This window comes from Ruegeria sp. SATB045 (assembly GCF_059613525.1).
The window spans coordinates 62,656-84,611 of record NZ_JBXWSR010000024.1 but is presented as its reverse complement, the minus strand read 5'-3'; the positions used below and the strand labels follow the sequence as shown (position 1 = coordinate 84,611).

Sequence of the window (21,956 nt, the reverse complement as noted above, 5' to 3'; positions counted from 1 at the left end):
ATGGCGGATATCACCCTGTTGGACGGCTCGATCGGGCAGGAACTGGTCAAGCGCGGTGGCGAAAAGCCCACGCCTTTGTGGTCAACGCGCGTGATGATAGATCAGCCCGAACTGGTGGGGCAAGTCCATGCCGATTACTTCCGCCGTGGCGCGACGGTGGCGACCACGAACACCTATGCCGTGCACCGCTCGCGCTTGGTGCGCGAAGGGATCGAGGATCAACTGCCCGCCCTGATCGACTCGGCGCTGACACAGGCAGAACGCGCGCGGCCGCCCTCGAGCGGGCGGATCGCAGGGGCACTGGGGCCGCTTCTGGCCTCATACCGGCCCGACCTGAAGCCCGATGTGGAAGACGCGGCCTTGAAATATGCCGAGCTGGTCGGTCTGATGAACGACCGGGTGGACCTATTCCTGCTGGAAACCGTCTCGTCCCTGCAAGAAGCCGAAGGCGCGTTGCGCGGGACGGAAAGCGCAACCAAACCCGTCTGGCTGGCGCTGTCAGTGATGGATAATGACGGCACCCGCCTGCGTTCGGGCGAGCATCTGGCGCAGGTCGCGCCTCTGGTCGATCGCTTTGCGCCGCAAGCGGTGTTGATCAACTGCACCCGCCCGGAATCGGTGATGCCCGCACTGATGATCCTTGAAACGATGGGCCGCCCTTACGGGGCCTATGCCAATGGCTTCACCGGCATCACACAAGGGTTTTTGGAAGACGCCCCCACTGTTGATGCGCTAGAAGAACGTCGTGACCTGACGCCTGAAGCCTATGCCGATTTTGCTATGTCCTGGGTCGAACACGGGGCCACCATCGTCGGCGGCTGCTGCGAGGTCGGCCCCGATCATATCGAGGCGCTGGCCCACGCGCTGCACGCCGCGCGACACCGGATCGTCTAGGGCGATGGCGGGTCAGCAGCATTTCGATATCCTCGTCGCCCCCGGCTATGTGCTGCTGGAACTGGCGTCGCTGGTCGAGGTGCTGCGGCTGGCCAATCGCGTCTGCCCGCACCCGCCCTTTACCTATGCGTATAAGTCGCTGAAGGGTGGACCGATCCATTCCAGCAGCGACGCGATGATCCAGACCGAGGCTGTCAGCACCCAGCCCAACGCGGATTACCTGTTTGTCATCGGCAATACCGACCCTGACCATCCCGACCTTTCGCTGGGTCGCGTGGTTTCGGATTACACATATCGTGGCGCACAGGTGTTCTTGCTGGCTGAAGCCGCCAGCCGTTACATCGACGAACACGGTACCGAGGATATGGCGACCCATTGGGAAAATGCCTCATTCCTGCGCGAACGCGGGGCCCGGTTCGAGGCGAAGCTCTCCATCGCCACACAGCAAGGCGCCGTTGTCACCTGTGCGGGGATGGAGGCGACGACGGATGTGGCCTTGTCTGTGATCGGCCGACACATCTCGGGGCCAGCCAAGATGACCGTGGCCGATATTATGCTGCACGAGAACATCCGCGATTTCTCCTCCATGCAGCCGTTTTCCGGCACACGTCTGACCGCCACCGGGGATGCCAAGCTGGACCAGTGCATCAAGCTGATGCAGGCCAATATCGAGGACCCTCTGCCGATCCATCAGATCGTCGAGGAACTGCATCTGTCCAACCGCTCGCTCGAGCGCAAGTTCAAGACCTTCTTCGGCACCACCCCCAACGGGTTCTACCGCGAGATGCGGTTGGCCAAGGCCAATAACCTGCTTCTCAACACCACCATGAGCGTGCGCGAGATCGGCCTTGCCTGCGGGTTCCCGAACGGGTTTTCGTCTGTTTACAAAAGCTTTTTCGGCGTCACGCCCTTTGTTCTGCGTCGTGAAAAGCGCGCGACACATCGGTGAAAATTACCGATTTTGTGACGCTTTTGGCGCATTTATTGTCGATCTTCCGTGGCATTTTGGCCCAAACCTGACAGCGCGGAGATTTCAGGATGGTTGATCTTCCCAACAAGGCCCGAGTGGTCATCATCGGCGGCGGCGTCATCGGATGCTCGGTCGCATATCACCTGACTAAGAAGGGCTGGAGTGATGTCGTTCTGCTGGAGCGCAAGCAGCTGACCAGCGGGACCACATGGCACGCCGCCGGTCTGATCGCGCAGCTGCGGGCGACGGCGAACATGACCAAACTGGCGAAATATAGCCAGGAACTGTACGGCTCGCTCGAAGAAGAGACCGGCGTGGCCACCGGGTTCAAACGCTGCGGTTCGATCACCGTGGCGCTGACCGAGGAGCGTAAGGAAGAGATCTACCGTCAGGCCGCTATGGCACGCGCCTTTGGGGTCGAGGTCGAGGAAATCTCGAACGAGCGTGTCAAAGAGATGTACCCCCATCTGAATGTAGAAGACGTCAAGGGCGCGGTTTACCTGCCGCTGGACGGGCAGGGCGACCCGGCCAATATCGCACTGGCGCTGGCCAAGGGCGCGCGGCAACGCGGCGGGATCGTCAGGGAACGGGTGAAGGTCACCGATATCGTCAAACAGGGGCGCAGGGTCACGGGCGTCGACTGGGTCGCCGATGACGGCAGCGCCTCGGGTCATATCGAGTGCGATATGGTGGTGAACTGCGCGGGCATGTGGGGGCATGAGGTCGGTCGAATGGCGGGCGTGAACGTCCCGCTGCACGCGTGTGAGCATTTCTATATCGTCACCGAAGGCATTGACGGCCTGACCCAGCTGCCGGTTCTGCGCGTGCCGGATGAGTGCGCTTATTACAAGGAAGACGCGGGCAAAATCCTGCTGGGCGCGTTTGAACCCAACGCGAAGCCATGGGCCATGGAGGGCATCCCCGACAGTTTCGAGTTCGACCAACTACCCGAGGATTTCGACCACTTCGAGCCGATCCTTGAGGCGGCAGTAAACCGGATGCCGATGCTGGCCGAGGCGGGGATTCACACCTTCTTCAACGGGCCGGAATCGTTCACGCCCGACGATGCTTATCATCTGGGCCTTGCGCCCGAGATGGACAATTATTGGGTCGCTGCCGGGTTCAATTCGATCGGGATTCAGTCCGCCGGTGGCGCGGGTATGGCGCTGGCCGAGTGGATGGACAGCGGTGAGAAACCCTTTGATCTGGGCGATGTGGATATCAGCCGGATGCAGCCGTTTCAGGGCAACAAGCAGTATTTGTTTGAACGGTCCAAGGAAACGCTGGGCCTGCTTTATGCCGACCACTACCCGTACCGTCAGAAAGCCACCGCGCGCGGCGTGCGGCGCACACCATTCCACCATCACCTGCTGGAACACGGTGCCGTCATGGGTGAACTGGCCGGGTGGGAGCGCGCCAACTGGTTCGCCAACGCAGGTCAGGAACGCGAGTACCACTATAGCTGGAAGCGCCAGAACTGGTTCGAAAACTCCGCCGCTGAACACCGTGCGGTGCGCGAGAATGTGGGCATGTATGACATGTCCTCCTTCGGCAAAATCCGCGTCGAAGGGCCGGATGCCGAGGCGTTCATGAACTACATTGGAGGTGGCGATTACTCAGTGCCCAATGGCAAGATCGTCTACACCCAGTTCCTGAACCGCACCGGAGGGATCGAGGCGGACGTGACCGTCACCCGTCTGACCGAGACAGCCTATCTGGTGGTCACCCCCGCAGCCACGCGCTTGGCCGATCAAACCTGGATGCAACGCCACGCGGGTGGGTTCAACGTGGTCATCACCGATGTCACCGCAGGCGAGGGCGTTCTGGCTGTCATGGGCCCCAACGCACGCGCGTTGCTGCAAAAAGTCTCGCCCGCTGATTTCTCGAACGCGGCCAACCCGTTTGGCACAGCGCAAGAGATCGAGATGGGCATGGGCCTCGCCCGGGCGCACCGCGTCACCTACGTGGGCGAGCTGGGGTGGGAGATCTACGTCTCCTCCGACATGGCGGGCCACGTGTTCGAAACCCTGTACGAGGCCGGGCAAGATATGGGCCTGAAACTCTGCGGCATGCATATGATGGATAGCTGCCGGATCGAGAAGGGATTCCGCCATTTTGGCCACGACATCACCTGCGAGGATCACGTGGTCGATGCCGGGCTTGGCTTTGCCGTGAAAACCGACAAGGGCTGCGATTTCATCGGACGTGAGGCGGTTATTGCCCGTAAGGAAAGCGGGCCGCAAAGCCGGTTGTTCCAGTTCAGGCTGACTGACCCCGAGCCACTGCTGTTCCACAATGAACCCATTCTGCGGGATGGCGAATATGTGGGTTATCTGAGTTCGGGCAATTATGGCCACACGCTGGGTGGCGCCATCGGTCTGGGCTATGTGCCCTGTGCGGGCGAGAAGGCTGCGGATGTGCTTGCCTCAAGCTATGAGATCGACGTCTGCGGCGTGAAGGTCAAAGCAGAAGCCTCGCTGAAACCGATGTACGATCCCAAATCGGAACGCGTAAAAGTCTGAAACGCGGAAAAAGGGGGCGCTGCCCCCGCAGCGGCAAGGCGCGAATCCCTGAGGTATTTGAGGCCAGATGAAGTGCAGGATCCGTGCTTCATCTGGCCAAAAATATCTCGGAGCGCGAGGCAGAGCCTCGCATGTTGGTTTGGTTCCAAACATGTGACGTATCAGAATTCCTGATGGCCGGCTTCACAGTTTTCGTGGTTTTCATAGGGCAGAGGTTTGCCGTAGAGAGTCCGATATCAATCGGAGACCCGCCGTGGCAAACACACCCATCCCACAGAATGCCGCAGACACGCCCAAGGGGTTGGTATTGGCTGTCACAGCCTATGTTTTGTGGGGATTCTTGCCGCTCTATATGAAAGCCATGGCGCATGTCGGGCCGATCGAGATTGTCTCGCACCGTATTATCTGGTCAGTGCCGGTGGCGGGGTTGCTGCTGGTCGCTTTGGGGCGGACGCAGGATTTGAAGGCGGCGCTGGTGAACCCGAAGATGCTGGTTATGGCGTGTTTGACTGCGGCGCTGATCTCGGTGAATTGGGCCATTTATGTGTGGGCTATTGCCAATGACCGGGCATTGGATGCGGCGCTGGGGTACTACATCAACCCGCTGTTCAGCATCGCCTTGGGCGCGGTGTTGTTGCGAGAGCCTTTGACCAAGACACAATTGGCGGCGGTGGCGATTGCGGCGCTGGGGGTGCTGGTGCTGGTCGTCGAAGCAGGCAGCTTGCCGTGGCCTGCGTTGGGTCTGATGGTCAGCTGGGGGTTTTATGCGTTTTTCAAACGGTCTTTGCCCATCGGGCCCAATCAGGGTTTTTTGCTTGAGGTGCTGATCCTGCTGATTCCAGCCCTGATGTATGTCACCTTGCTTGGCGTGAAGGGCACAGGGCATTTTGGCATGGGGCTTACGGACACCCTGCTGCTGGCCTGTGCTGGGATCGTGACGGCTGTGCCATTGTTGGTCTATGCAAACGGGGCCAAACTGGTGCGGTTGTCGACGATGGGCATCCTGCAATACATCGCGCCCACCATGATCTTCATCACCGCCATAGCTGTGTTCGGCGAGCAGATTGACCGGGGCCGCATGATCGCTTTCCCGCTGATCTGGACGGCTTTGGTCGTGTATTCGATCCCGATGATCCGGCAGATACGGGCTCAGGCCTGACGCAATAGGCGCGCGGCCTCTGCCGCCCATATGGCATAGGTTTTCGGGCTTGGATGATACCCGTCAGGTGCCGCAAGTGCCGGGTCGTCCGGCAGATCGAGAGTGAGATGTCGTGCCTGAGCGCAACTTTCCACGACATCTTGCAACCCAAGATCCAACCGGGCGGCTTGTTGGCCCAGTACCCAGGCCAGTGGTTGGGGCAACGCGGGGAAGCGGTTCATGTGTGGTACGGCGGTTACAACAACGCGCCGCGCGCCCAGCTTACCCGTCAGCAACGCAAGCAGCCGCGACTGCCGTTCTATGAAAACCCTTTGGGAAACAGCCCGCGTGACGTCGTTGACGCCCAGAGCGGTCACCGCCATGTCGAATTGCCCGTTCAAAGCCTGCAGGCGTTCGATCGTGTCCAGCGTCGTGTGCCCGGTTGTCGCCTCTAACCGCCACTCTACAGCGTAGTGGCGAGACAGCTCTCGGACCAGACACCCCGATAACGCTTGTGATTGAGTGCCTGCGCCGACACCAGCAGCTGAACTGTCCCCGGCAATCAGAAGACGCAATCGGGGACCGCGCCCTTCTCGCCCTTCACGTGGACCTGAGGGTTCGGGCAGGAACCGCGCGTTCCGGCGTACGGAAAGCCCCTGTGCCGCCAGCACGGGCAACAGGGGAACGCGTAAAAGTTGATCAGCGGCGAGAGGCATATCAGCTTAGAGCGTCTTTGAACTTGAGGAACCGCGCGTCGGTCATAACGCGCGACATCATCGCTTCGCGCAAGGCGCCAACGCTTTTGTAAGGGCGCATGACGACCTCGAAATCCTGGATCAGCCCGTCATCGTTTAGCGTGATCAGGTCAACGCCAACCGCATCCAAATCACCGATCTTGCACTGAAACTCCAGCGCCCAATCTTTGCCGCCCCCCATGATCCGGCGATAATGGAAATCAGAAAACACCTGCCCCACATGTCCTAGCACGGCCGCCACGGGTTCGCGCCCGGTCCATGTGCTGAAATAGGTGGGGGGCGAAAAACGCACGTCCTCGGCCAGCAACTCAAGGATCAGGGTTTCATCGCCCTTTGCGACGACCTCTTGCATACGCTCGATTGTTGGGTGCATTTGTTCTCCTCCGCTTTGGAACAGACTTGCCGAACCGCTCCGGGCAGGCAAGGACGACGTTGCGGGAGGGGGCGCGGTAAGATAGGCAGACGCGCATGAACGACGCCTATAATCCCCCTCAGACCCCACTGGATGTGCTGCACGAAGATGCGCAATTGATTGTGGTCAATAAACCATCGGGTCTGTTGTCAGTGCCAGGACGCGGAGAGCATCTGACCGACTGCTTGCTGACCCGTGTGCAAGCGGTGTTCCCTCAGGCGCTGCTGGTGCATCGGTTGGATCGGGATACATCGGGCGTGATGGTGTTTGCGCAGACGCCGCATGCGCAGCGTCATCTGAGTATGCAGTTCGAAAAGCGCCAGACCCGCAAGACTTATATCGCCCGCGTTTGGGGGAAGGTTGAGGACAAGACTGGCACTGTCAATCTGCCATTGATTGTCGACTGGCCCAACCGCCCCCGTCAGATGGTGTGCCACGAGACCGGAAAACCCGCCGTAACCGACTGGCGTGTGGTGAAACATGAGGGTGAGACGACACGTATCCGTCTGTTTCCGAAAACCGGCCGCTCGCATCAGTTGCGCGTACACATGCAATCGCTGGGTCATGCCATTCTGGGCGATCCCTTTTACGCGGAAGGGCCAGCGCGGGACTATCCGCGACTGATGCTGCATTCCGAAGAGCTAAGGTTGAAAAGCCCCGATGGCGGCGCGTCGATGAAGTTCCGCGCCGGGGCGGATTTCTAAGCCGTCCCGGTCCAGAGCAGTTTCAAATTTCCAAGCGAAAACCGCCTAATTCGTCGCCGCGGGGCGCAGGGTTGTCGAGTGGACATGAGTTCGCGTTCGATTTCAAACGCCCGCAGGTTGTGGTCCTGCGACCAACGCCCAAGTTGCAGTGTCATCATGACGTGATTGTCGCGGCTTGGCATGGCGGATCTCCTGTGTTGGTGATCCAATCTGGCGCGTCACTACTGACAACACCTTGTCAGGGGGGTGTGCTAAGGTGTCAGCAGAAAAACTCCGGAGACCGCCATGCGTCGCTCGACCCGTTTGTTTGAAATCATCCAGATCCTGCGCGCCACCGACGCGCCGGTCACAGCCGAGGCGCTGGCCGAAAAGCTCGAAGTTTCGGTGCGTACGGTGTATCGCGACATCGCGGCACTTCAGGCGCAACGCACTCCGATTGAGGGCGAAGCAGGCGTCGGCTACATGATGCGGCGCGGGTATGACCTGCCGCCCCTGAATTTCGACGCCGAAGAAGTTGAGGCGCTGTGGGTTGGCCTGTCAATGTTGGCTCGCACCGGAGACAGTACGTTGCAACAGGCTGCCGACCGGGTGTGCCGCAAGATCGAGGCCCTGCGCGCGCCTGCGGACTGGTTGCAGGTGGCGCCGTGGGGCGCACCGATCGACGATCCCGACAAGGGCTGTATCCCCGTTGTGAACTACCGAGAGGCCATCCGCGCCGAGCGCAAGATTCGCATCACCTACATCAATGCCCAAGAGGAAAAAACCGAACGTGTCGTGCGGCCTGTCGCTCTGATTTATCACATAGAATGCACCATGCTGGTCGCTTGGTGCGAGCTTCGTAGCGGGTTTCGCCACTTCCGCACGGATCGAATCTGGGCCTGCGAACTGATAGATGACCATTTTTGCGGTCAGGGAGAGCCGTTGCGCGCCATCTGGCAGGAACAAAACCAATGGGAGACTGGACCAAAAGCCCATTAGATGGCGGGTAACTGCCCATATCACCGCATTGTTGCTTGAGCCCGCCTGCACTAGGCACGATATACTGCCTCAAACAACATGGACCTAAAAAAGAGGTCCAGAGCAGAAGGTGAATTCATGACGATTTCCAAGTTTTTTGTAACCGCCGGGCTGTGCTCGGCCATGTTTCTGGGTGCTTGTACGGACCCCGGTACCCTGAACCTTCCGGCCGATCCGAACCAGAACGCCAAGCAAGGTGCAATTCTGGGCAGTATTGTTGGCGCGGGCGTTGGGGCGATTGCCAACGACTCGGACCCGCTTCTGGGTGCCGTGGCCGGTGCCGCAATCGGCGCAGCAGGCGGTGGAATCATAGGCAATCAGCTGGACCAGCAAGCGGCAGAGCTGCGGCAGCAACTGGCCAATGACGGCATTACTATTGTGAACGCAGGCAACCGCCTGATCGTGACCGTGCCCAACGACATTACTTTCAACACCGACAGCGCGACCGTGCGTCCGGCGTTGCGGGCCGATCTGGTTAAGGTGGGTCAGAACCTGACGCGCTATCCCAATTCGAACGTGCAGGTTATCGGCCACACCGACAGCGATGGCGAGGCCTCGTATAATCAGGGCCTGTCCGAACGTCGCGCGCGTTCGGTCGCGGATATTCTGCAAGCGAATGGCGTGAATGGCGCGCGGATCTCGACCATTGGTCTGGGCGAAAGTCGTCCTGCTGCATCGAACCTGACAGCTGCGGGCAAGGCGCAGAACCGTCGGGTCGATATCGAGATCATCCCCAACTGATCACATTGACCGAGCAGGGCGCCTTTTGGCGCCCTTTTGCGCACATTGACTGCGCGTCAGGTGGGCTTTGGTCCACGGCAAAGCCGCGCTAGGTATTGGGGAACACGCAACGGAGTTTCCCAATGGCCGAACCGATCCTTCTGAGCCTTTCCGGCTCACTTCGCGAAAGCGCGACCAACCGTAAACTGCTGCGCGAGGCCGCCCGGCTGTTCGAACCCGCCACCCATATCGAGGCAGACCTGAATCTGCCGCTTTACGACGGCGATCTGGAAGAAGGCGAGGGTATTCCCGCCGCCGTTCAGGTGCTGGCGGATCAGATCGCGCAGGCCGATGCGGTGATCATCTCGACCCCGGAATACAACAAGGGGCCGTCTGGCGTACTGAAAAACGCTCTGGATTGGGTCAGCCGAACCAAGGGTCGTCCCTGGGCTGACAAGCCTGTCGCTGTTATGTCTGCGGCTGCCGGACGGGCCGGTGGGGAGCGCGCGCAAATGGTTTTGCGCGGCTATATGGTTCCGTTCCAGCCGCGCATCCTGCAGGGCCCGGAAATCCATTTGGCTGACAGTTCGAACGAATTCGACGAACATGGCAAGCTGGTCAGCGAGCGCTATGAAAGTGCCCTGCGGACCCTGATGCAGAAATTGCGGGCGGAAGCGGGTCTTTGAAGGCCCTGATGGCTTGTTCTGCACAGGCGCGCTGCTTAGGGTTTTCTTATGACCGAGGATATCCTGACTGACACCCTGGACCCGGCGCGTGCCACCGCATTGCAGGCAACGCTGGGTCAAAAGCCAAGTGTAGCAGCCGGGTCCGAGTTGCCACCATTTTTTCATCACCTGTATTTCTGGTCTCCACAGACCCCAGATCAGCTGGGGCGCGACGGGCACCCAAAAGTCGGCGGGCTGATCCCTGACATGGGCCTGCCGCGCCGTATGTGGGCCGGGGGACGGTTGGAGTTTCATACGCCGCTAACAGCAGGAGCGCAGGCCGAGAAGCGGACGGTTTGCGAAAGCTCCGAGGTTAAGGCTGGACGCAGCGGCCCGCTTGGGTTTGTCACTCTGCGTCACGAATTCCACCAGAACGGAGCGCTTTGCCTGACGGAATGGCAGGATTTGGTTTACCGCGAAGACCCCTCGGCGAATGTTGTCCGGCCCGTCGCACCTCAAGCACGCGTGAATGAAACGCATCGGCGGGAGGTCGATTTCGATTCGACAGTGCTGTTTCGCTATTCGGCGCTGACGTTCAACGGGCACCGAATACACTATGATCTGGATTATGCCCGCGAAGTCGAAGGCTATGATGGGCTGGTTGTTCACGGCCCCCTGCTGGCGCAGCTGTTGATGTTGTTTGCACAGGATCAGATCGGCCCGTTGGCGCAGTTTTCTTTCAGGGCCTCTTCGCCTTTGATGCATTTTGAGCAGGCGGTTTTGTGTCGGAACGGCGCGGATATGTGGGTGCGTGGCCCGGACGGACGCCAATGTATGAGCGCGCAGGCCGTGCCCCGTTCAGAGTGAGGCTTCGGGCCGGAAGTCATCGGGGATGGTATCGCGTTCTTCCAACACCAGATCGGCCATCACCTCAGCGACTTTCGGGGCCATGCCAAAGCCGATCTTGAACCCTCCATTGGCAATGAACTGCCCCTGATGCAAAGGATGTGCCCCCAGCATCGGTGCACGACTTTTGCTGCGAGGGCGGACGCCGGCCCATCGTTCGATCACTTCGGCCCCATGCAGCACCGGCACCGCCCGCATGGCGCGTTCCAACACATCGTCCAGCGCAGCGTCCGTACCGGTTGGATCGTCATACTCTCGTTCCGAAGTTGAACCGATCGCCAGCGTTCCGTCCGCGTGAGGAACGAAATGAATGGCGTCTGCAAAAAGTTGTGGAACGTTACCCGCATCAAATCGCAGCAGGGCGGCCTGTCCTTTGACGCCGTTGCCGACTGTCTTTCCGAAAGCGCCGCTCAGTGCTTGCAGTCCGGCCAACCCGGTGGCGTGGATAACCTGACCTTTGTCAGGCGCTTCCGCCTGAACGTGCACGTCCATCACCTCTAACGCCGCGACCAGCGCGGCACAGGCCCGTCTGGGGTGCATCCGTGCGCTGAGCGTGTCGTGGATGACGAAATCGGTGGGGCTGGGCGGGCACCAAGCACCGATCTCCGAGGTTTTGACCACGCGCCATTCGGCATGGCCTTGCCACAAGTCTTGTGCCGTCCCTGCTCTCGCGTAGGCAAGGTCCAAGCTGCGTTGATCGGCAATGGGTTGCAGGCGACCTAACCGGGCATAGCCGGGCGAAACGCCTCCTGTCGCCTCGACCTGTTTCCAGAACGGTTCGGCCATGATCAGGCTGTCGAATTGAAAGGCTTTCTTAGCGTTCCAGTTCTCGGGCACATGCGGGGCCAGCGCACCCACTAGCCCGCCGCTAGAGCCCGCGCCGGGGCCGAAAGGGTCGACCACCTGCATCTTGGCGCCGCGCCGGGCGCAGGTCCAAGCGATGGACAGGCCAAAGATACCTGCACCCCGCACCGTCACATCGACCATTGCCAAACCTCATTTCCTTGTTCAGTGTCGCGCCGCTTAGCTAAAGGATTCCCCGATGGCAGACCAGCGTGCCGAACTGACATGGCGGGACGGGCAGATCCCCGTCTCGGACCGTTTCGATGACCCCTATTTCTCGCTCCAGAATGGGCTGGAGGAAACGCGGCATGTTTTTCTGGCGGGCAATGATCTGCCTGCACGGTTTGCGCCGGGATTTCGCATTGCCGAGCTAGGTTTCGGAACCGGACTGAACTTGTTGACTGTCTGGTCTGCGTGGGAAAAATCGGGCCAGTCGACTCCGCTGACCTTCACCAGTTTCGAGGCCTACCCAATGGTCCGCGATGACATGTCCCGTGCCTTGGCCGCATTTCCCGAATTGGCCCCATGGGCCGAACGGTTTCTGGCTACATGGCGGGGAGGCATTTGCGATTTGGGTACTCTGCACCTTGAGGTCATCGAAGGCGATGCCCGGCAAGCCCTGCCTGCGTGGCAGGGCCTTGCGGATGCATGGTTTCTGGACGGGTTTTCCCCCGCCAAGAACCCCGAACTTTGGGGTGCTGACCTGATGCAACAGGTATTTGACCATGCCGCCCTAGGCGGCACTGCGGCCACTTATACTGCCGCAGGGTTTGTGCGTCGCGGGCTGGAGGATGCGGGCTTTGCCGTCACCCGCGCGCCGGGTTTCGGCCGCAAACGCCATATGACCCGCGCTGCCAAATCATGAGTCAGCAAAACAACACCCGCGCGGGCATCGCGCTGATGATTTCGGCCACAGTTGTGTTTGCCTTGCAGGACGGAATCTCGCGCCATTTGGCAGGGACATATAACACCTACATGGTCGTCATGATCCGCTATTGGTTTTTTGCGGCGTTTGTCATCGCACTGGCCCTGCGCACACCCGGAGGGATCGCGGCCACTGCAAGAACCAGTCAGTTGGGGCTGCAAATCCTGCGCGGTGTTCTGTTGGCTGGAGAGGTCTGCGTCGCGGTTTATGCGTTTACCATCCTTGGGTTGATCGAAAGCCAGGCGGTTTTCATCTGTTATCCCCTGCTGATTGCGGCACTCAGCGGGCCGGTACTGGGCGAACAGGTTGGATGGCGGCGCTGGTCGGCAATTGGAGTGGGGTGCGTCGGGGTTCTGATTATCCTGCAGCCGGGCATGGGCGTGTTCAATCCGTGGGCGGTGATCCCACTGATCTCGGCCCTGATGTTTGCCGTCTATGGTTTGCTGACCCGATACGCAGCACGACGTGACAGCACCGCGACCAGCTTCTTCTGGACCGGTATTGCCGGGGCCGTTGCCATGACTGTCATAGGCCTGTGGTTTTGGGAGCCGATGGTCGGCGGCGACTGGCTTTGGATGGGTCTTTTGTGTCTCAGCGGCGTTCTGGGTCACTGGCTGCTGATCAAGTGCTATGAGATGGCCGAGGCCAGTGCTGTGCAGCCCTTTGCCTATTTCCACCTGATGTGGAGCGCAATCCTTGGCATCTCAGTCTTCGGAGAAGCGCTGCGGCCCGCAGTTGTGGTCGGGGCCGCGCTGGTGATTGCGGCGGGGCTGTTCACCCTATGGCGCGAACGCCGCCAGAGTTGACCCCGTGAGTTCTTGCGAAAACGGGACAGGCAAGGCGGGCCGCCCAAGCCGTGCGCGGTAAACCGGCAGGCTTTCGGCGACGCGCATCACATAGTTCCGGGTCTCGCTGAATGGGATAGTCTCAATCCAGTCGACCATGTCGATCTCACCTGCACGCGGGTCGCCATACCGATCCATCCACGAGATCGGCCTTCGTGGTCCAGCGTTATAGCCTGCGGCCATCATCACCACGTTGCCGTTGAAATCCTCGGCCAGACTAGACAGGTAGTTCGCACCCAGCTTGGCATTGTACTGCCAGTCCGATGTAAGGCTCGAGGTCTTGTGCCCGCTGAGAATCCCCATGTTCTTGGCGACCAACTGAGCGGTTGCGGGCATCACCTGCATCAATCCACGTGCGCCTGCACCGCTGATGACGACCGGATCAAACTCGCTTTCTCGGCGGGCGATGGCCAGCGTCATTTCCTTCGCCATTGGCAGGCCAAGATCGGCAACCGGATGCACCGGATAATACGCAGCGGGCAGCACGACACCGGTTTTGGCCGCCCGTTTGGCAATCATTACTGCCAGATGTGGCTGTTTCAGCTCGATCGCCAGATCACCCAATTGGTTGGCCTGCGTGTCGTCCAGATCTTCGACCAAGTGGGTCAGGAAGCGTTCTGATAGGTTGTCCTCGCCCGCACGCAGCAGCAGTAGACCCGCTTCCAGCACGCTGGAATCGGCAAATCCTGCCTGTTTCCAATGCGGGGCTCGGCGTGGGCTGGCCAATTCACCGTCAAAGGGTCGACCGATCCGTTCCGCCGCTAGCAAGCCATAGAATGAGGTCTGGTAGTCAGCCCCCATCGCATAAGCTTCATACGCCTTGTCCGCATCCCCCTGGGCCGCGTAGGCCCGCCCCAGCCAATAGCCGCCGCGCCCCTTCGAAATAGGGGACGCAACTGCATCCGAGAAGTTCTGGAAATGGCGTACCGCCGTGCCAGGATCGTTCAGTTTACGCAGCGCCAGAAATCCGGCCAGCCATTCCAGATCGGCATAGCCATAGCCCATCTCAGGCGTCATATGGTGGTTCGCTGCAATCTTGTAGGCTTTCGAGGCGCTACCATTGCGCATCTCAAGCCGCGCCAAGCGGCGGCGGCCCTCGGCCCATTTGTCGGGTTCCCCCAACGCATCCGGCCCGGTGGAACGCGCCAGCATCAGGTCAATTGCTCTGTCGTCCAGCTCTTTCTTGTCGCGCCAGACAAAGCGGTCAAAGGCCAGCCCCGGCGCGTCCACCAGTGATTTCGGAACCGCAGCGACCTTGCCATCGACACCCGGTTGCCGCTTTTGCAATGCAATTCGCGCCTCGGCCAGTTTACGCTGATCGGTACTGACCAAAGGCAACATCTGGCCAGCGCTAACCAGGTGACCGTCCCACAGCATCCGGTCCAGCCGCGCCGCGTGATGAGGTTTCAGTAACGATCCAAAGTTCTCAAGATAGTTCTTTTGCAGTCCGGACCCCATCGGCATGGTCCGCCAGGCGGCCACGATATCAGCCTCGGCATCCCCCGACCGCCCCTTGGCCTTCAGCGCCACAGCATAATTCAACGCACCCTCGGCGGTCTGGGGTGGAACGTCAGTATAGAATTTCACGACGCGATCCGGATCAGCTCCGGTAAAGGCTGGCTCGCTCTTGCGTCGCAGCCATGCGAGGCCGGGCCAATCGGGGCGTCGGTCCAGAAAAACCAACACATCGCCTGAAGTCCCGAAGCCTTCGCGCAACCAGTGCCATACGATAATGTCGCGCGATACCGACCCTCGGGCACCAGATTCGCGCAGGGCGGCGTTCCAATCGCCTTTGCGCATCTCGTAAAGACCCGCGCGCAGGTCGCCCACCGCGTCGGCCCTTGCTTGCCCGAATGAAACCAGAATCACAGCCGTCAAAAGCGCCAGAACGCGTGTCATGCCTTGCATTTCCCAACCAACCAAGGATAGAGCCATTCAGGATAAAGCTTGCATCGTCGGGATCAACACACATCGCAAATATTGTGATGACCCGCGAGGCAAAAAAACACAAACCGCACACCAAGGAGCGTGTCATGTTCAAAGGCTCAATGCCAGCCCTCGTCACTCCGTTCACTAACGGCGCGTTGGACTTGGATACGCTCAAACGTTTGGTCGAGTGGCACATTCAGGAAGGCTCGACCGGATTGGTCCCTGTGGGCACGACGGGTGAAAGCCCCACACTCAGCCACGAAGAACACGAAACCGTCGTGGCCGAGGTGGTCAAGGCAACCGCCGGTCGCGTGCCAGTGATTGCGGGGGCTGGATCGAACAATACCGTCGAAGCGATCCGCTTTGTGCAGTTCGCACAGACAGTTGGCGCGGATGCGGCACTTGTTGTGACACCCTACTACAACAAGCCGACGCAAAAAGGGCTGATCAAACACTTCCGCGCCCTGCATGAATGCGCGGGTATCCCGATCATCATCTACAACATTCCCGGCCGCTCGGTCATCGACATGTCACCCGAAACCATGGGTGAGTTGGCTAAACTACCGCGCATCGTGGGCGTCAAAGATGCCACAGGCGATATCGCTCGGGTCAGCCAGCAACGCGCGTCCTGCGGCTCGGAATTCTGCCAGCTATCGGGCGAGGACGCCACTGCGCTGGGTTTCAACGCCCATGGCGGCGTCGGCTGTATCTCGGTCACTGCAAACGTGGCACCCAAACTCTGCGCCGAATTTCAGCAGGCCACGCTGGATGGCGATTATACCAAGGCGCTTGCGTATCAGGACCGCCTGATGCCCCTGCACGAAGCCATCTTCATCGAGCCCGGCCTTGTGGGCGCCAAATACGCGCTTAGCAAACTGGGCCTGTGCAGCCCCGAAGTGCGCTCGCCTCTGACCGAACTGGAAGACAGCACCAAAGCCGCGATCGAAGCAGCCATGAAACACGCAGGCCTGTTGTAAAACCACGCTTCCACCCGGATCCGTTCTTCATCTGGCTACAAATACCTCGGGGGAGGAATTGGCCTTAAAGGCCAAGGAGGGGGCTGGCCCCCTCCATCAGCGTTTGCCGTAATACAGCCCCACGACATGTTCCGCCTGCGCGAAGAACAGCCAACGTGACGTGGCAACACCTGCGATATGGGACAAGACCGCGACGGCGGCAAAGGCATGGCTGAACGGCAGCAGCAGGAACAACACCGGTGCCATGAATGCCAGCACAAAGGAAATGATACGAAGTTTCTCAGCATGTTTGCGGCCAACCACATGCACGAACTCGCGCAGCAGATAGTTCGTACCGGTGTGCGGCGGTTCAAAAGCTCTGACGTCACCACGTGATCCTAAACCCGTGGCTGTTCCGATATCGGTGCCGGAGCGGGCCAAGGCAGTATCCCCACGCCACCAATACAGCGCTTGAATTGTAGCGGCGACCACAAGAAGTATGATGGAAACTGTGGTTTGTCCGGCCAGCAACGCGCCACCCGCCAAGCTGAAGCTCAAAAACATCGCCGGTGTCAGCGCCATGTTCCAGCGCGGGATTGTCTTAAGTTGGGTGTAAATCATCGAGGTCGTGAAAACCGTGGCCAATGAGAAAGCCGCGCCCAATAGACCTAAAGCACTCCAGCGTTGACCTGCGAAAACAACCCCAAGCGCATAAAGCCCCATCACGATCAAAGCGATCACGGCACACCAGCCTTCACGGCTGAGCCAGCTTGACCGCCACTGTGTAAACGCCTTCCACGCGCGTTCGGGGTGGCCAAGGTGAAAAGTCGAGGCCATCAAACCGCCAACCGACAACGCATAGGCGATCAAAAAGAAAACAAATGCCACCCAGCCCGAGACGTCAGGTACTCCCAGACCCAAAAAGAACAGAAGACCGAAGCCCAAGCCTGAGAGGGTGGTAAAGATGATGACAGAAGGGGCCGGATGCATCAGAGCTTCTCCAGTGCTTTATCGAGCCAGCCAAGGAACCCTTTCGGCTCTTCGGCCACAGGGGCCAGAAGGGGGGCGAGAATGTCGATCTGCTCCTCAATCTGATCCTTGGGGCGTGGAGGCAGGTATTTGTTAACAGGTTTGGTGCCCATCTCAGGCATCAGATCCATGCCTTCACGTTCGGCTACCAGTTTGCTGACATCGCTATTGGGGTCGCCAAGGTCTCCGAAATGGCGGGCACCGGCGGGGCAGGTCCGAACGCAGGACGGCACGCGATCCACCTCGGGGAGGTTCTCATTATAGATGCGGTCGACGCAGAGTGTGCATTTCTTCATCACGCCTTCGGCCGCATCCAGTTCCCGCGCGCCATAGGGGCAGGACCATGCGCACAACCCGCAACCGATGCAGTCGCTTTCATTGACCAGAACGATCCCGTCCTCGACCCGTTTATAGCTGGCCCCGGTGGGGCAGACGGTGACGCAGGGGGCGTCCTCGCAATGCAGGCAGGACTTAGGGAAGTGGATGAGTTGGGCATGACCGTCGGCGGGTTGCACCTCGTAGGAATGTACCCGGTTGAGGAATGTGCCTGAGGGGTCGGCCCCATAGGCGTCCTGATCCGACAATGGTGCGCCGTAGTTTTCAGTGTTCCAGCCTTTGCATGAGATCACGCAGGCATGGCAACCGACGCAGGTGTCGAGGTCGATAACCAGACCCATTTTGCGGTCCGTGGATTGGGGAAGCTGGGTCATGATTGCCTTGCCTCTGCGTTGGTGGGGAAGACAGGAGCGAGGGGCCAGCCCCTCGCGCTCCCCGAGGTATTTTGGGCCAGATGAAGAGCGGATAGGGTCATTTGCCCACCTTCCATGCCAGGTCCTTGGGGCCAGTGCCGACGGGGGACTGGATAGGATCGAATTCCGGCTGACTTTGGGCGTCCGAGGGCGGGGCGGCTTTTTCGAGTTTGACCTTGAGGTCGAACCATGCAGCTTGCCCCGTGATCGGGTCTGAATTGGCCCAGCGCATGCCATCACCTTTGGGGGGGAGGAGTTCGTGAATGAGGTGGTTCAGCAAGAAGCCCTTGGTCGCCTCGGGCGCGTCTTCCTGCAAGGCCCAGGCACCTTTCCGTTTGCCGATTGCATTCCACGTCCAGACGGTGTTGTCGTTGAGCGCGGCCATCTCCATCACCGGCACAGTGATCTCACCGTGGGGCGAGGTGACTTTGGCCCAATCGCCGTCTTCCAGCCTGTGTTCACGCATCAGTTTCGTGGGCACGTAGAGCGGGTTGCGACCGTGCAGCTGACGTAGCCATGCGTTTTGGGTGCCCCAGCTGTGATACATCGCCATGGGGCGTTGCGTCAGGGCGTTGACGGTGAATCCTTCGTTACCCTGCTGGTCGGTTTCGTACCAGATGGGCAGCGGGTCCATCGTGTCCTTGAGGCGTTTGCGCAGGTGCTCGGGGGGCTGGCGGTCCCCATGCCCTTCAGCGGCCAGCTGGAATTTGCGCATCGGTTCAGAATAGAGCTGGAAAAGATAGGGTTGCGGGCTGTCATAGAGGCCCATGCTGACGGCCCAGTCCTGATAGGCTGTGTTCCACGGTTTGTAGTAATCTGCGCCTTCGGGGATGTGGGCCACATAGAAGCCGCCATTGTCTATATAGCGGGTCAGCTGGTCTGGATTGACCGCTCCGCGCCCTTCTTTATCGCCATCCTCGCCCCGGAACCCGGCCAGCGGTCCGATGCCGGGCTTGCGTTCGTGGTTGACGATGTAGTCGGCGTAGTCTTTCCATTTGGGCGTGCCGTCTTCGTTTGTGAAGCCCGGGAGGCTCATGCGGTTTGCCAGTTCGATCAGAACCGACTGGAATCCGCGCACATCGCGGTCGGGTTCCACCACGGGCCAGCGGATGGCGTCGGCTGCGGCGTCGGCCTCGCAGATCGGGCGGTCCAGCAGCGAGATACAGTCGTGCCGTTCCAGATAGGTGGTGTCGGGCAAGATCAGGTCGGCATAGGCGACCATTTCCGAGGAATAGGCATCCGAGTAGATGATCTTGGGGATGACATATTTGCCGTCTTCGGTTTTGGCCGACAGCATCTCCATCACGCCCTTGGTGTTCATGGAGGAGTTCCACGACATGTTCGCCATATACATGAACAGCGTGTCGATCTTGTAAGGATCACCGGCGGCGGCGTTCGAGATCACCATATGCATCAGCCCATGGGCCGACATCGGGTTTTCCCACGTGAACGCTTTGTCGATGCGCTGGGCCGTTCCGTTTTCGTCCAGCAGCAGGTCTTCGGGGCCGCGTGGGAAGCCCAGATGCGGGCCTTCCAGTGGGCGACCCGGTCGGCGGTCGCCGTGCGGGGTGGGGTGCGCCTCGACCGGTTTGGGGTAGGGCGGCTTGAAGCGGAAGCCTCCGGGGACTTCGACCGTACCCAGAAGAATTTGCAGCACGTGCAGGGCGCGGCAGGTTTGGAAGCCGTTGGCATGGGCCGAAATCCCGCGCATCGCGTGGAAGCTGACTGGGCGGCCGGTCATTTTGGAGTGTTTTTCGCCCCGGAAGTCGGTCCATTCGTGATCCAGTTCGATGGCCTCGTCAAAGGCGACGCGGGCAATCTCTGCCGCGATGGCGCGGATGCGTTGGGCGGGGATGCCGCAGCGGTCGGCCACGTTTTCAGGTGCGTGCTCGTCGGACAGGTATTTCTCGGCCATCAGGTGAAAGACCGGGCGGTGGGTAACACCGTCTTTGTCATAGGTCGCTGACAGGTCCGGACGGACGCCGGGTTTGTCAAAGGCGGCGGGTTTTCCCGTCACGCGGTCGATCACTAAGGGCTTGCCGTCCGCGTCGCGCAGGAACAGGCCCTTTTCCGGGCCGTCTGTAGCGTTCACCAGAACCGGCGCGTTGGTGTAGCGGCCAAGGTAGGTGAGGTCGATCTTGCCCGCTTTCATCAGCACATGAATCAGCGACAGGATGAACAGACCGTCGGTGCCGGGCGTGATCCCGACCCAATCGTCGGCCACCGCGTTATAGCCCGAGCGGATCGGGTTCACCCCGATCACTCGCGCGCCGCGCGCCTTGATCTTGCCGATGCCCATCTTGATCGGGTTGCTGTCGTGGTCTTCGGCCACACCAAACAGCATGAACAACTTGGTGTGGTCCCAATCGGGCTGGCCGAACTCCCAGAACGCGCCGCCCATTGTGTAGATTCCGCCCGCCGCCATGTTGACCGAGCAGAACCCGCCATGGGCTGCATAGTTGGGCGTGCCGAAATTCTGCGCCCAGAAGCTGGTGAAGCTTTGGCTCTGGTCGCGGCCGGTAAAGAAGGCCAGTTTCTGCGGGGCAGTCTCGTGCAGCTCGTTCAGCCAGCCGACTGCGGTGCTGATCGCCTCGTCCCACTCGATCTCGCGGAATTCGCCCGATCCGCGTGGGCCAACTCGGCGCAGCGGTTTGCGCAGGCGTGAGGGCGCGTTGACCTGCATGATCCCGGCGCTGCCTTTTGCGCACAGAACGCCCTTGTTCACAGGGTGGTCGCGGTTGCCTTCAATATAGGCAACCTTGCCGTCCTTCATGTGGACATTGATGCCGCAGCGGCAGGCGCACATGTAGCAGGTGGTCTTGCGGACCTCGTCGGAAACCTTGGGCGAGGTGTCGATCACTGGCTGGCTCAAATGCGCCCCCTTTTTAGCTTGCGACCCGATCATTCCCACGTTTTGAGAAAAATCGGAATAATTTTTTCGTTGTCACGTCTTAGGACGACTTATGTCCCGGCATCATTGTGTTGCGCCTGAACGGCGGTGACGGCGATCATGTGCAGGATGTCTTCGGACGAACAACCGCGCGACAGGTCGTTCGCGGGCTTCGCCAGCCCTTGCAGTACTGGGCCGATGGCCTCGACCCCGCCGATGCGCTGGGCGATCTTATAGCCGAGGTTCCCAGCATTCAGGCTGGGGAAGACAAAGACATTTGCCTCACCTTTGAGCGGCGACTCTGTGGCTTTGGTGGCGGCGACTTCGGGAACGAAGGCGGCGTCGAATTGCAGCTCTCCGTCGATCAACAGGGTTGGGTCCTTGGCGCGTGCGATCTGTGTGGCCTCGACGACTTTGGACACTTTGGGATGTTCTGCGCTGCCCGAGGTGGAGAAGGACAGCATCGCTACGCGCGCCGTATCGCCGGTCAGGGTGGTGTAGGACTCAGCCGAGGCACGGGCGATTTCCGCCATCTCTTGCGCGTCGGGGTCCACGACCAGACCGCAATCGGCGAAGATGCGGGCGCCTTTGACGTCGTGGTGGTCCTGACAGAACAGCATCAGGAAGAAGCTGGACACCATCGCCGCCTCGGGTGCGGTCCCAATGATCTGCAACGCGGCGCGCACAGTGTCCGACGTGGTCTCGACCGCGCCGCCGACCGTGCCGTCGGCGATGTCCTGTTGCACCAGCATGGCAGCATAGGTCAGGCGGTTAGTAATCTGCTGGCGCGCCTCATCCAGCGTCAAGCCCTTGTGCTTGCGCCGCTCATACAGGGCCCGCGCAAGGCCGGGCGTCAGGTCAGAGGTGGCCGGGTCATGAATGTCGATCCAATCCGGGTCATATCCCTCATGTGCGTTGAGAAGGGCCGAAACCTCGGCCCTGTCTCCGATCAGTATGATCCGCGCAACACTCTCTTTCACGGCCTTGACGGCCCCTTCGACAACGCGGGGATCGTCGCCCTCGGACAGGGCGATGATCTTGTCCGACGCGCTTGCTGTCCCGAGAATGGCGCGCAGAGGCTTCACGC

Annotated in this window: 20 protein-coding genes; 12 read left to right on the top strand and 8 right to left on the bottom strand. The window is 60.2% G+C overall.

Annotated features, from left to right (window positions below):
- The 4 genes from AC2FNR_RS13290 (at nt 1) to rarD (ending at nt 5,545) form a co-directional block, all read left to right on the top strand.
- Nucleotides 1-894 (top strand): homocysteine S-methyltransferase family protein, encoded by an 894-nt coding sequence (locus AC2FNR_RS13290; RefSeq protein WP_480866450.1) that lies wholly within the window; start codon nt 1-3, stop codon nt 892-894.
- 4 nt (nt 895-898) lie between these two features.
- Nucleotides 899-1,843, top strand: a complete 945-nt coding sequence (locus tag AC2FNR_RS13285) for a GlxA family transcriptional regulator (protein ID WP_480866449.1) — start codon at nt 899-901, stop codon at nt 1,841-1,843.
- 89 nt (nt 1,844-1,932) lie between these two features.
- Nucleotides 1,933-4,386: a GcvT family protein gene (locus tag AC2FNR_RS13280; protein WP_496849432.1), complete on the top strand. Its 2,454-nt coding sequence runs from the start codon at nt 1,933-1,935 to the stop codon at nt 4,384-4,386.
- A 253-nt stretch (nt 4,387-4,639) separates the two neighbouring features.
- Nucleotides 4,640-5,545 (top strand): EamA family transporter RarD, encoded by a 906-nt coding sequence (gene rarD / locus AC2FNR_RS13275; RefSeq protein WP_496849431.1) that lies wholly within the window; start codon nt 4,640-4,642, stop codon nt 5,543-5,545.
- Here the strand turns inward: rarD and AC2FNR_RS13270 are convergent.
- Together AC2FNR_RS13270 and AC2FNR_RS13265 are read right to left on the bottom strand one after the other, a co-directional pair.
- Nucleotides 5,536-6,240 carry an SGNH/GDSL hydrolase family protein gene (locus AC2FNR_RS13270; protein ID WP_496849430.1) on the bottom strand — a complete coding sequence of 235 codons (705 nt, stop codon included), beginning with the start codon at nt 6,238-6,240 and terminating at the stop codon, nt 5,536-5,538. The two genes, rarD and AC2FNR_RS13270, sit on opposite strands and share 10 nt — an antisense overlap.
- 1 nt (nt 6,241) lies before the next feature.
- The gene (locus AC2FNR_RS13265; protein WP_480866443.1) at nt 6,242-6,652 is read right to left on the bottom strand and encodes a nuclear transport factor 2 family protein; all 411 of its coding nucleotides are present in this window, start codon (nt 6,650-6,652) and stop codon (nt 6,242-6,244) included.
- A 95-nt stretch (nt 6,653-6,747) separates the two neighbouring features.
- Between AC2FNR_RS13265 and AC2FNR_RS13260 the strand changes: the two genes are divergently transcribed.
- From AC2FNR_RS13260 to AC2FNR_RS13240, 5 genes are all read left to right on the top strand, one after another.
- Nucleotides 6,748-7,395 (top strand): RluA family pseudouridine synthase, encoded by a 648-nt coding sequence (locus tag AC2FNR_RS13260; RefSeq protein ID WP_496849428.1) that lies wholly within the window; start codon nt 6,748-6,750, stop codon nt 7,393-7,395.
- Between the two features lie 285 nt (nt 7,396-7,680).
- Nucleotides 7,681-8,373, top strand: coding sequence for a helix-turn-helix transcriptional regulator (locus tag AC2FNR_RS13255; RefSeq protein WP_480866439.1), 693 nt, complete (start codon nt 7,681-7,683; stop codon nt 8,371-8,373).
- 117 nt (nt 8,374-8,490) lie between these two features.
- Nucleotides 8,491-9,153, top strand: a complete 663-nt coding sequence (locus AC2FNR_RS13250) for a YiaD family glycine zipper/OmpA-like lipoprotein (RefSeq protein ID WP_170355355.1) — start codon at nt 8,491-8,493, stop codon at nt 9,151-9,153.
- 122 nt (nt 9,154-9,275) lie between these two features.
- Entirely contained in the window at nt 9,276-9,818 is a 543-nt protein-coding gene (locus AC2FNR_RS13245) for an NADPH-dependent FMN reductase (RefSeq protein WP_480866436.1), read from the top strand.
- A 48-nt stretch (nt 9,819-9,866) separates the two neighbouring features.
- Complete coding sequence (locus tag AC2FNR_RS13240) at nt 9,867-10,664, top strand: HTD2 family dehydratase (RefSeq protein WP_496849425.1); 798 nt, start codon at nt 9,867-9,869, stop codon at nt 10,662-10,664.
- Here the strand turns inward: AC2FNR_RS13240 and AC2FNR_RS13235 are convergent.
- Complete coding sequence (locus AC2FNR_RS13235) at nt 10,656-11,690, bottom strand: NAD(P)/FAD-dependent oxidoreductase (RefSeq protein ID WP_496849423.1); 1,035 nt, start codon at nt 11,688-11,690, stop codon at nt 10,656-10,658. The two genes, AC2FNR_RS13240 and AC2FNR_RS13235, sit on opposite strands and share 9 nt — an antisense overlap.
- 55 nt (nt 11,691-11,745) lie before the next feature.
- Here AC2FNR_RS13235 and mnmC2 point away from each other — a divergent pair, with 55 nt between their 5' ends.
- Complete coding sequence (gene mnmC2 / locus AC2FNR_RS13230; protein WP_496849421.1) at nt 11,746-12,411, top strand: tRNA (5-methylaminomethyl-2-thiouridine)(34)-methyltransferase MnmC2; 666 nt, start codon at nt 11,746-11,748, stop codon at nt 12,409-12,411.
- Entirely contained in the window at nt 12,408-13,277 is an 870-nt protein-coding gene (locus AC2FNR_RS13225) for a DMT family transporter (RefSeq protein WP_496849419.1), read from the top strand. The genes mnmC2 and AC2FNR_RS13225 overlap by 4 nt, the downstream gene beginning before the upstream one ends.
- Here AC2FNR_RS13225 and AC2FNR_RS13220 read toward each other — a convergent pair.
- Nucleotides 13,251-15,215, bottom strand: a complete 1,965-nt coding sequence (locus AC2FNR_RS13220) for a lytic transglycosylase domain-containing protein (RefSeq protein WP_496849417.1) — start codon at nt 15,213-15,215, stop codon at nt 13,251-13,253. The two genes, AC2FNR_RS13225 and AC2FNR_RS13220, sit on opposite strands and share 27 nt — an antisense overlap.
- Nucleotides 15,216-15,349: 134 nt before the next feature.
- Here AC2FNR_RS13220 and dapA point away from each other — a divergent pair, with 134 nt between their 5' ends.
- Nucleotides 15,350-16,222, top strand: coding sequence for a 4-hydroxy-tetrahydrodipicolinate synthase (dapA, locus tag AC2FNR_RS13215; protein ID WP_496849415.1), 873 nt, complete (start codon nt 15,350-15,352; stop codon nt 16,220-16,222).
- A gap of 96 nt (nt 16,223-16,318) precedes the next feature.
- Here dapA and AC2FNR_RS13210 read toward each other — a convergent pair whose 3' ends face one another.
- The 4 genes from AC2FNR_RS13210 to pta form a co-directional block, all read right to left on the bottom strand.
- Nucleotides 16,319-17,191, bottom strand: a complete 873-nt coding sequence (locus tag AC2FNR_RS13210) for a dimethyl sulfoxide reductase anchor subunit family protein (RefSeq protein ID WP_170754507.1) — start codon at nt 17,189-17,191, stop codon at nt 16,319-16,321.
- Nucleotides 17,191-17,940: a 4Fe-4S dicluster domain-containing protein gene (locus AC2FNR_RS13205; protein WP_170355347.1), complete on the bottom strand. Its 750-nt coding sequence runs from the start codon at nt 17,938-17,940 to the stop codon at nt 17,191-17,193. Before AC2FNR_RS13205 ends, AC2FNR_RS13210 begins: the two co-directional genes overlap by 1 nt.
- A gap of 97 nt (nt 17,941-18,037) precedes the next feature.
- Nucleotides 18,038-20,884, bottom strand: coding sequence for a molybdopterin oxidoreductase family protein (locus tag AC2FNR_RS13200; protein ID WP_496849414.1), 2,847 nt, complete (start codon nt 20,882-20,884; stop codon nt 18,038-18,040).
- A gap of 56 nt (nt 20,885-20,940) precedes the next feature.
- On the bottom strand, nt 20,941-21,954 hold the full coding sequence (gene pta, locus AC2FNR_RS13195) for a phosphate acetyltransferase (protein ID WP_496849412.1): 1,014 nt from the start codon (nt 21,952-21,954) through the stop codon (nt 20,941-20,943).
- Nucleotides 21,955-21,956 lie beyond the last annotated feature (2 nt).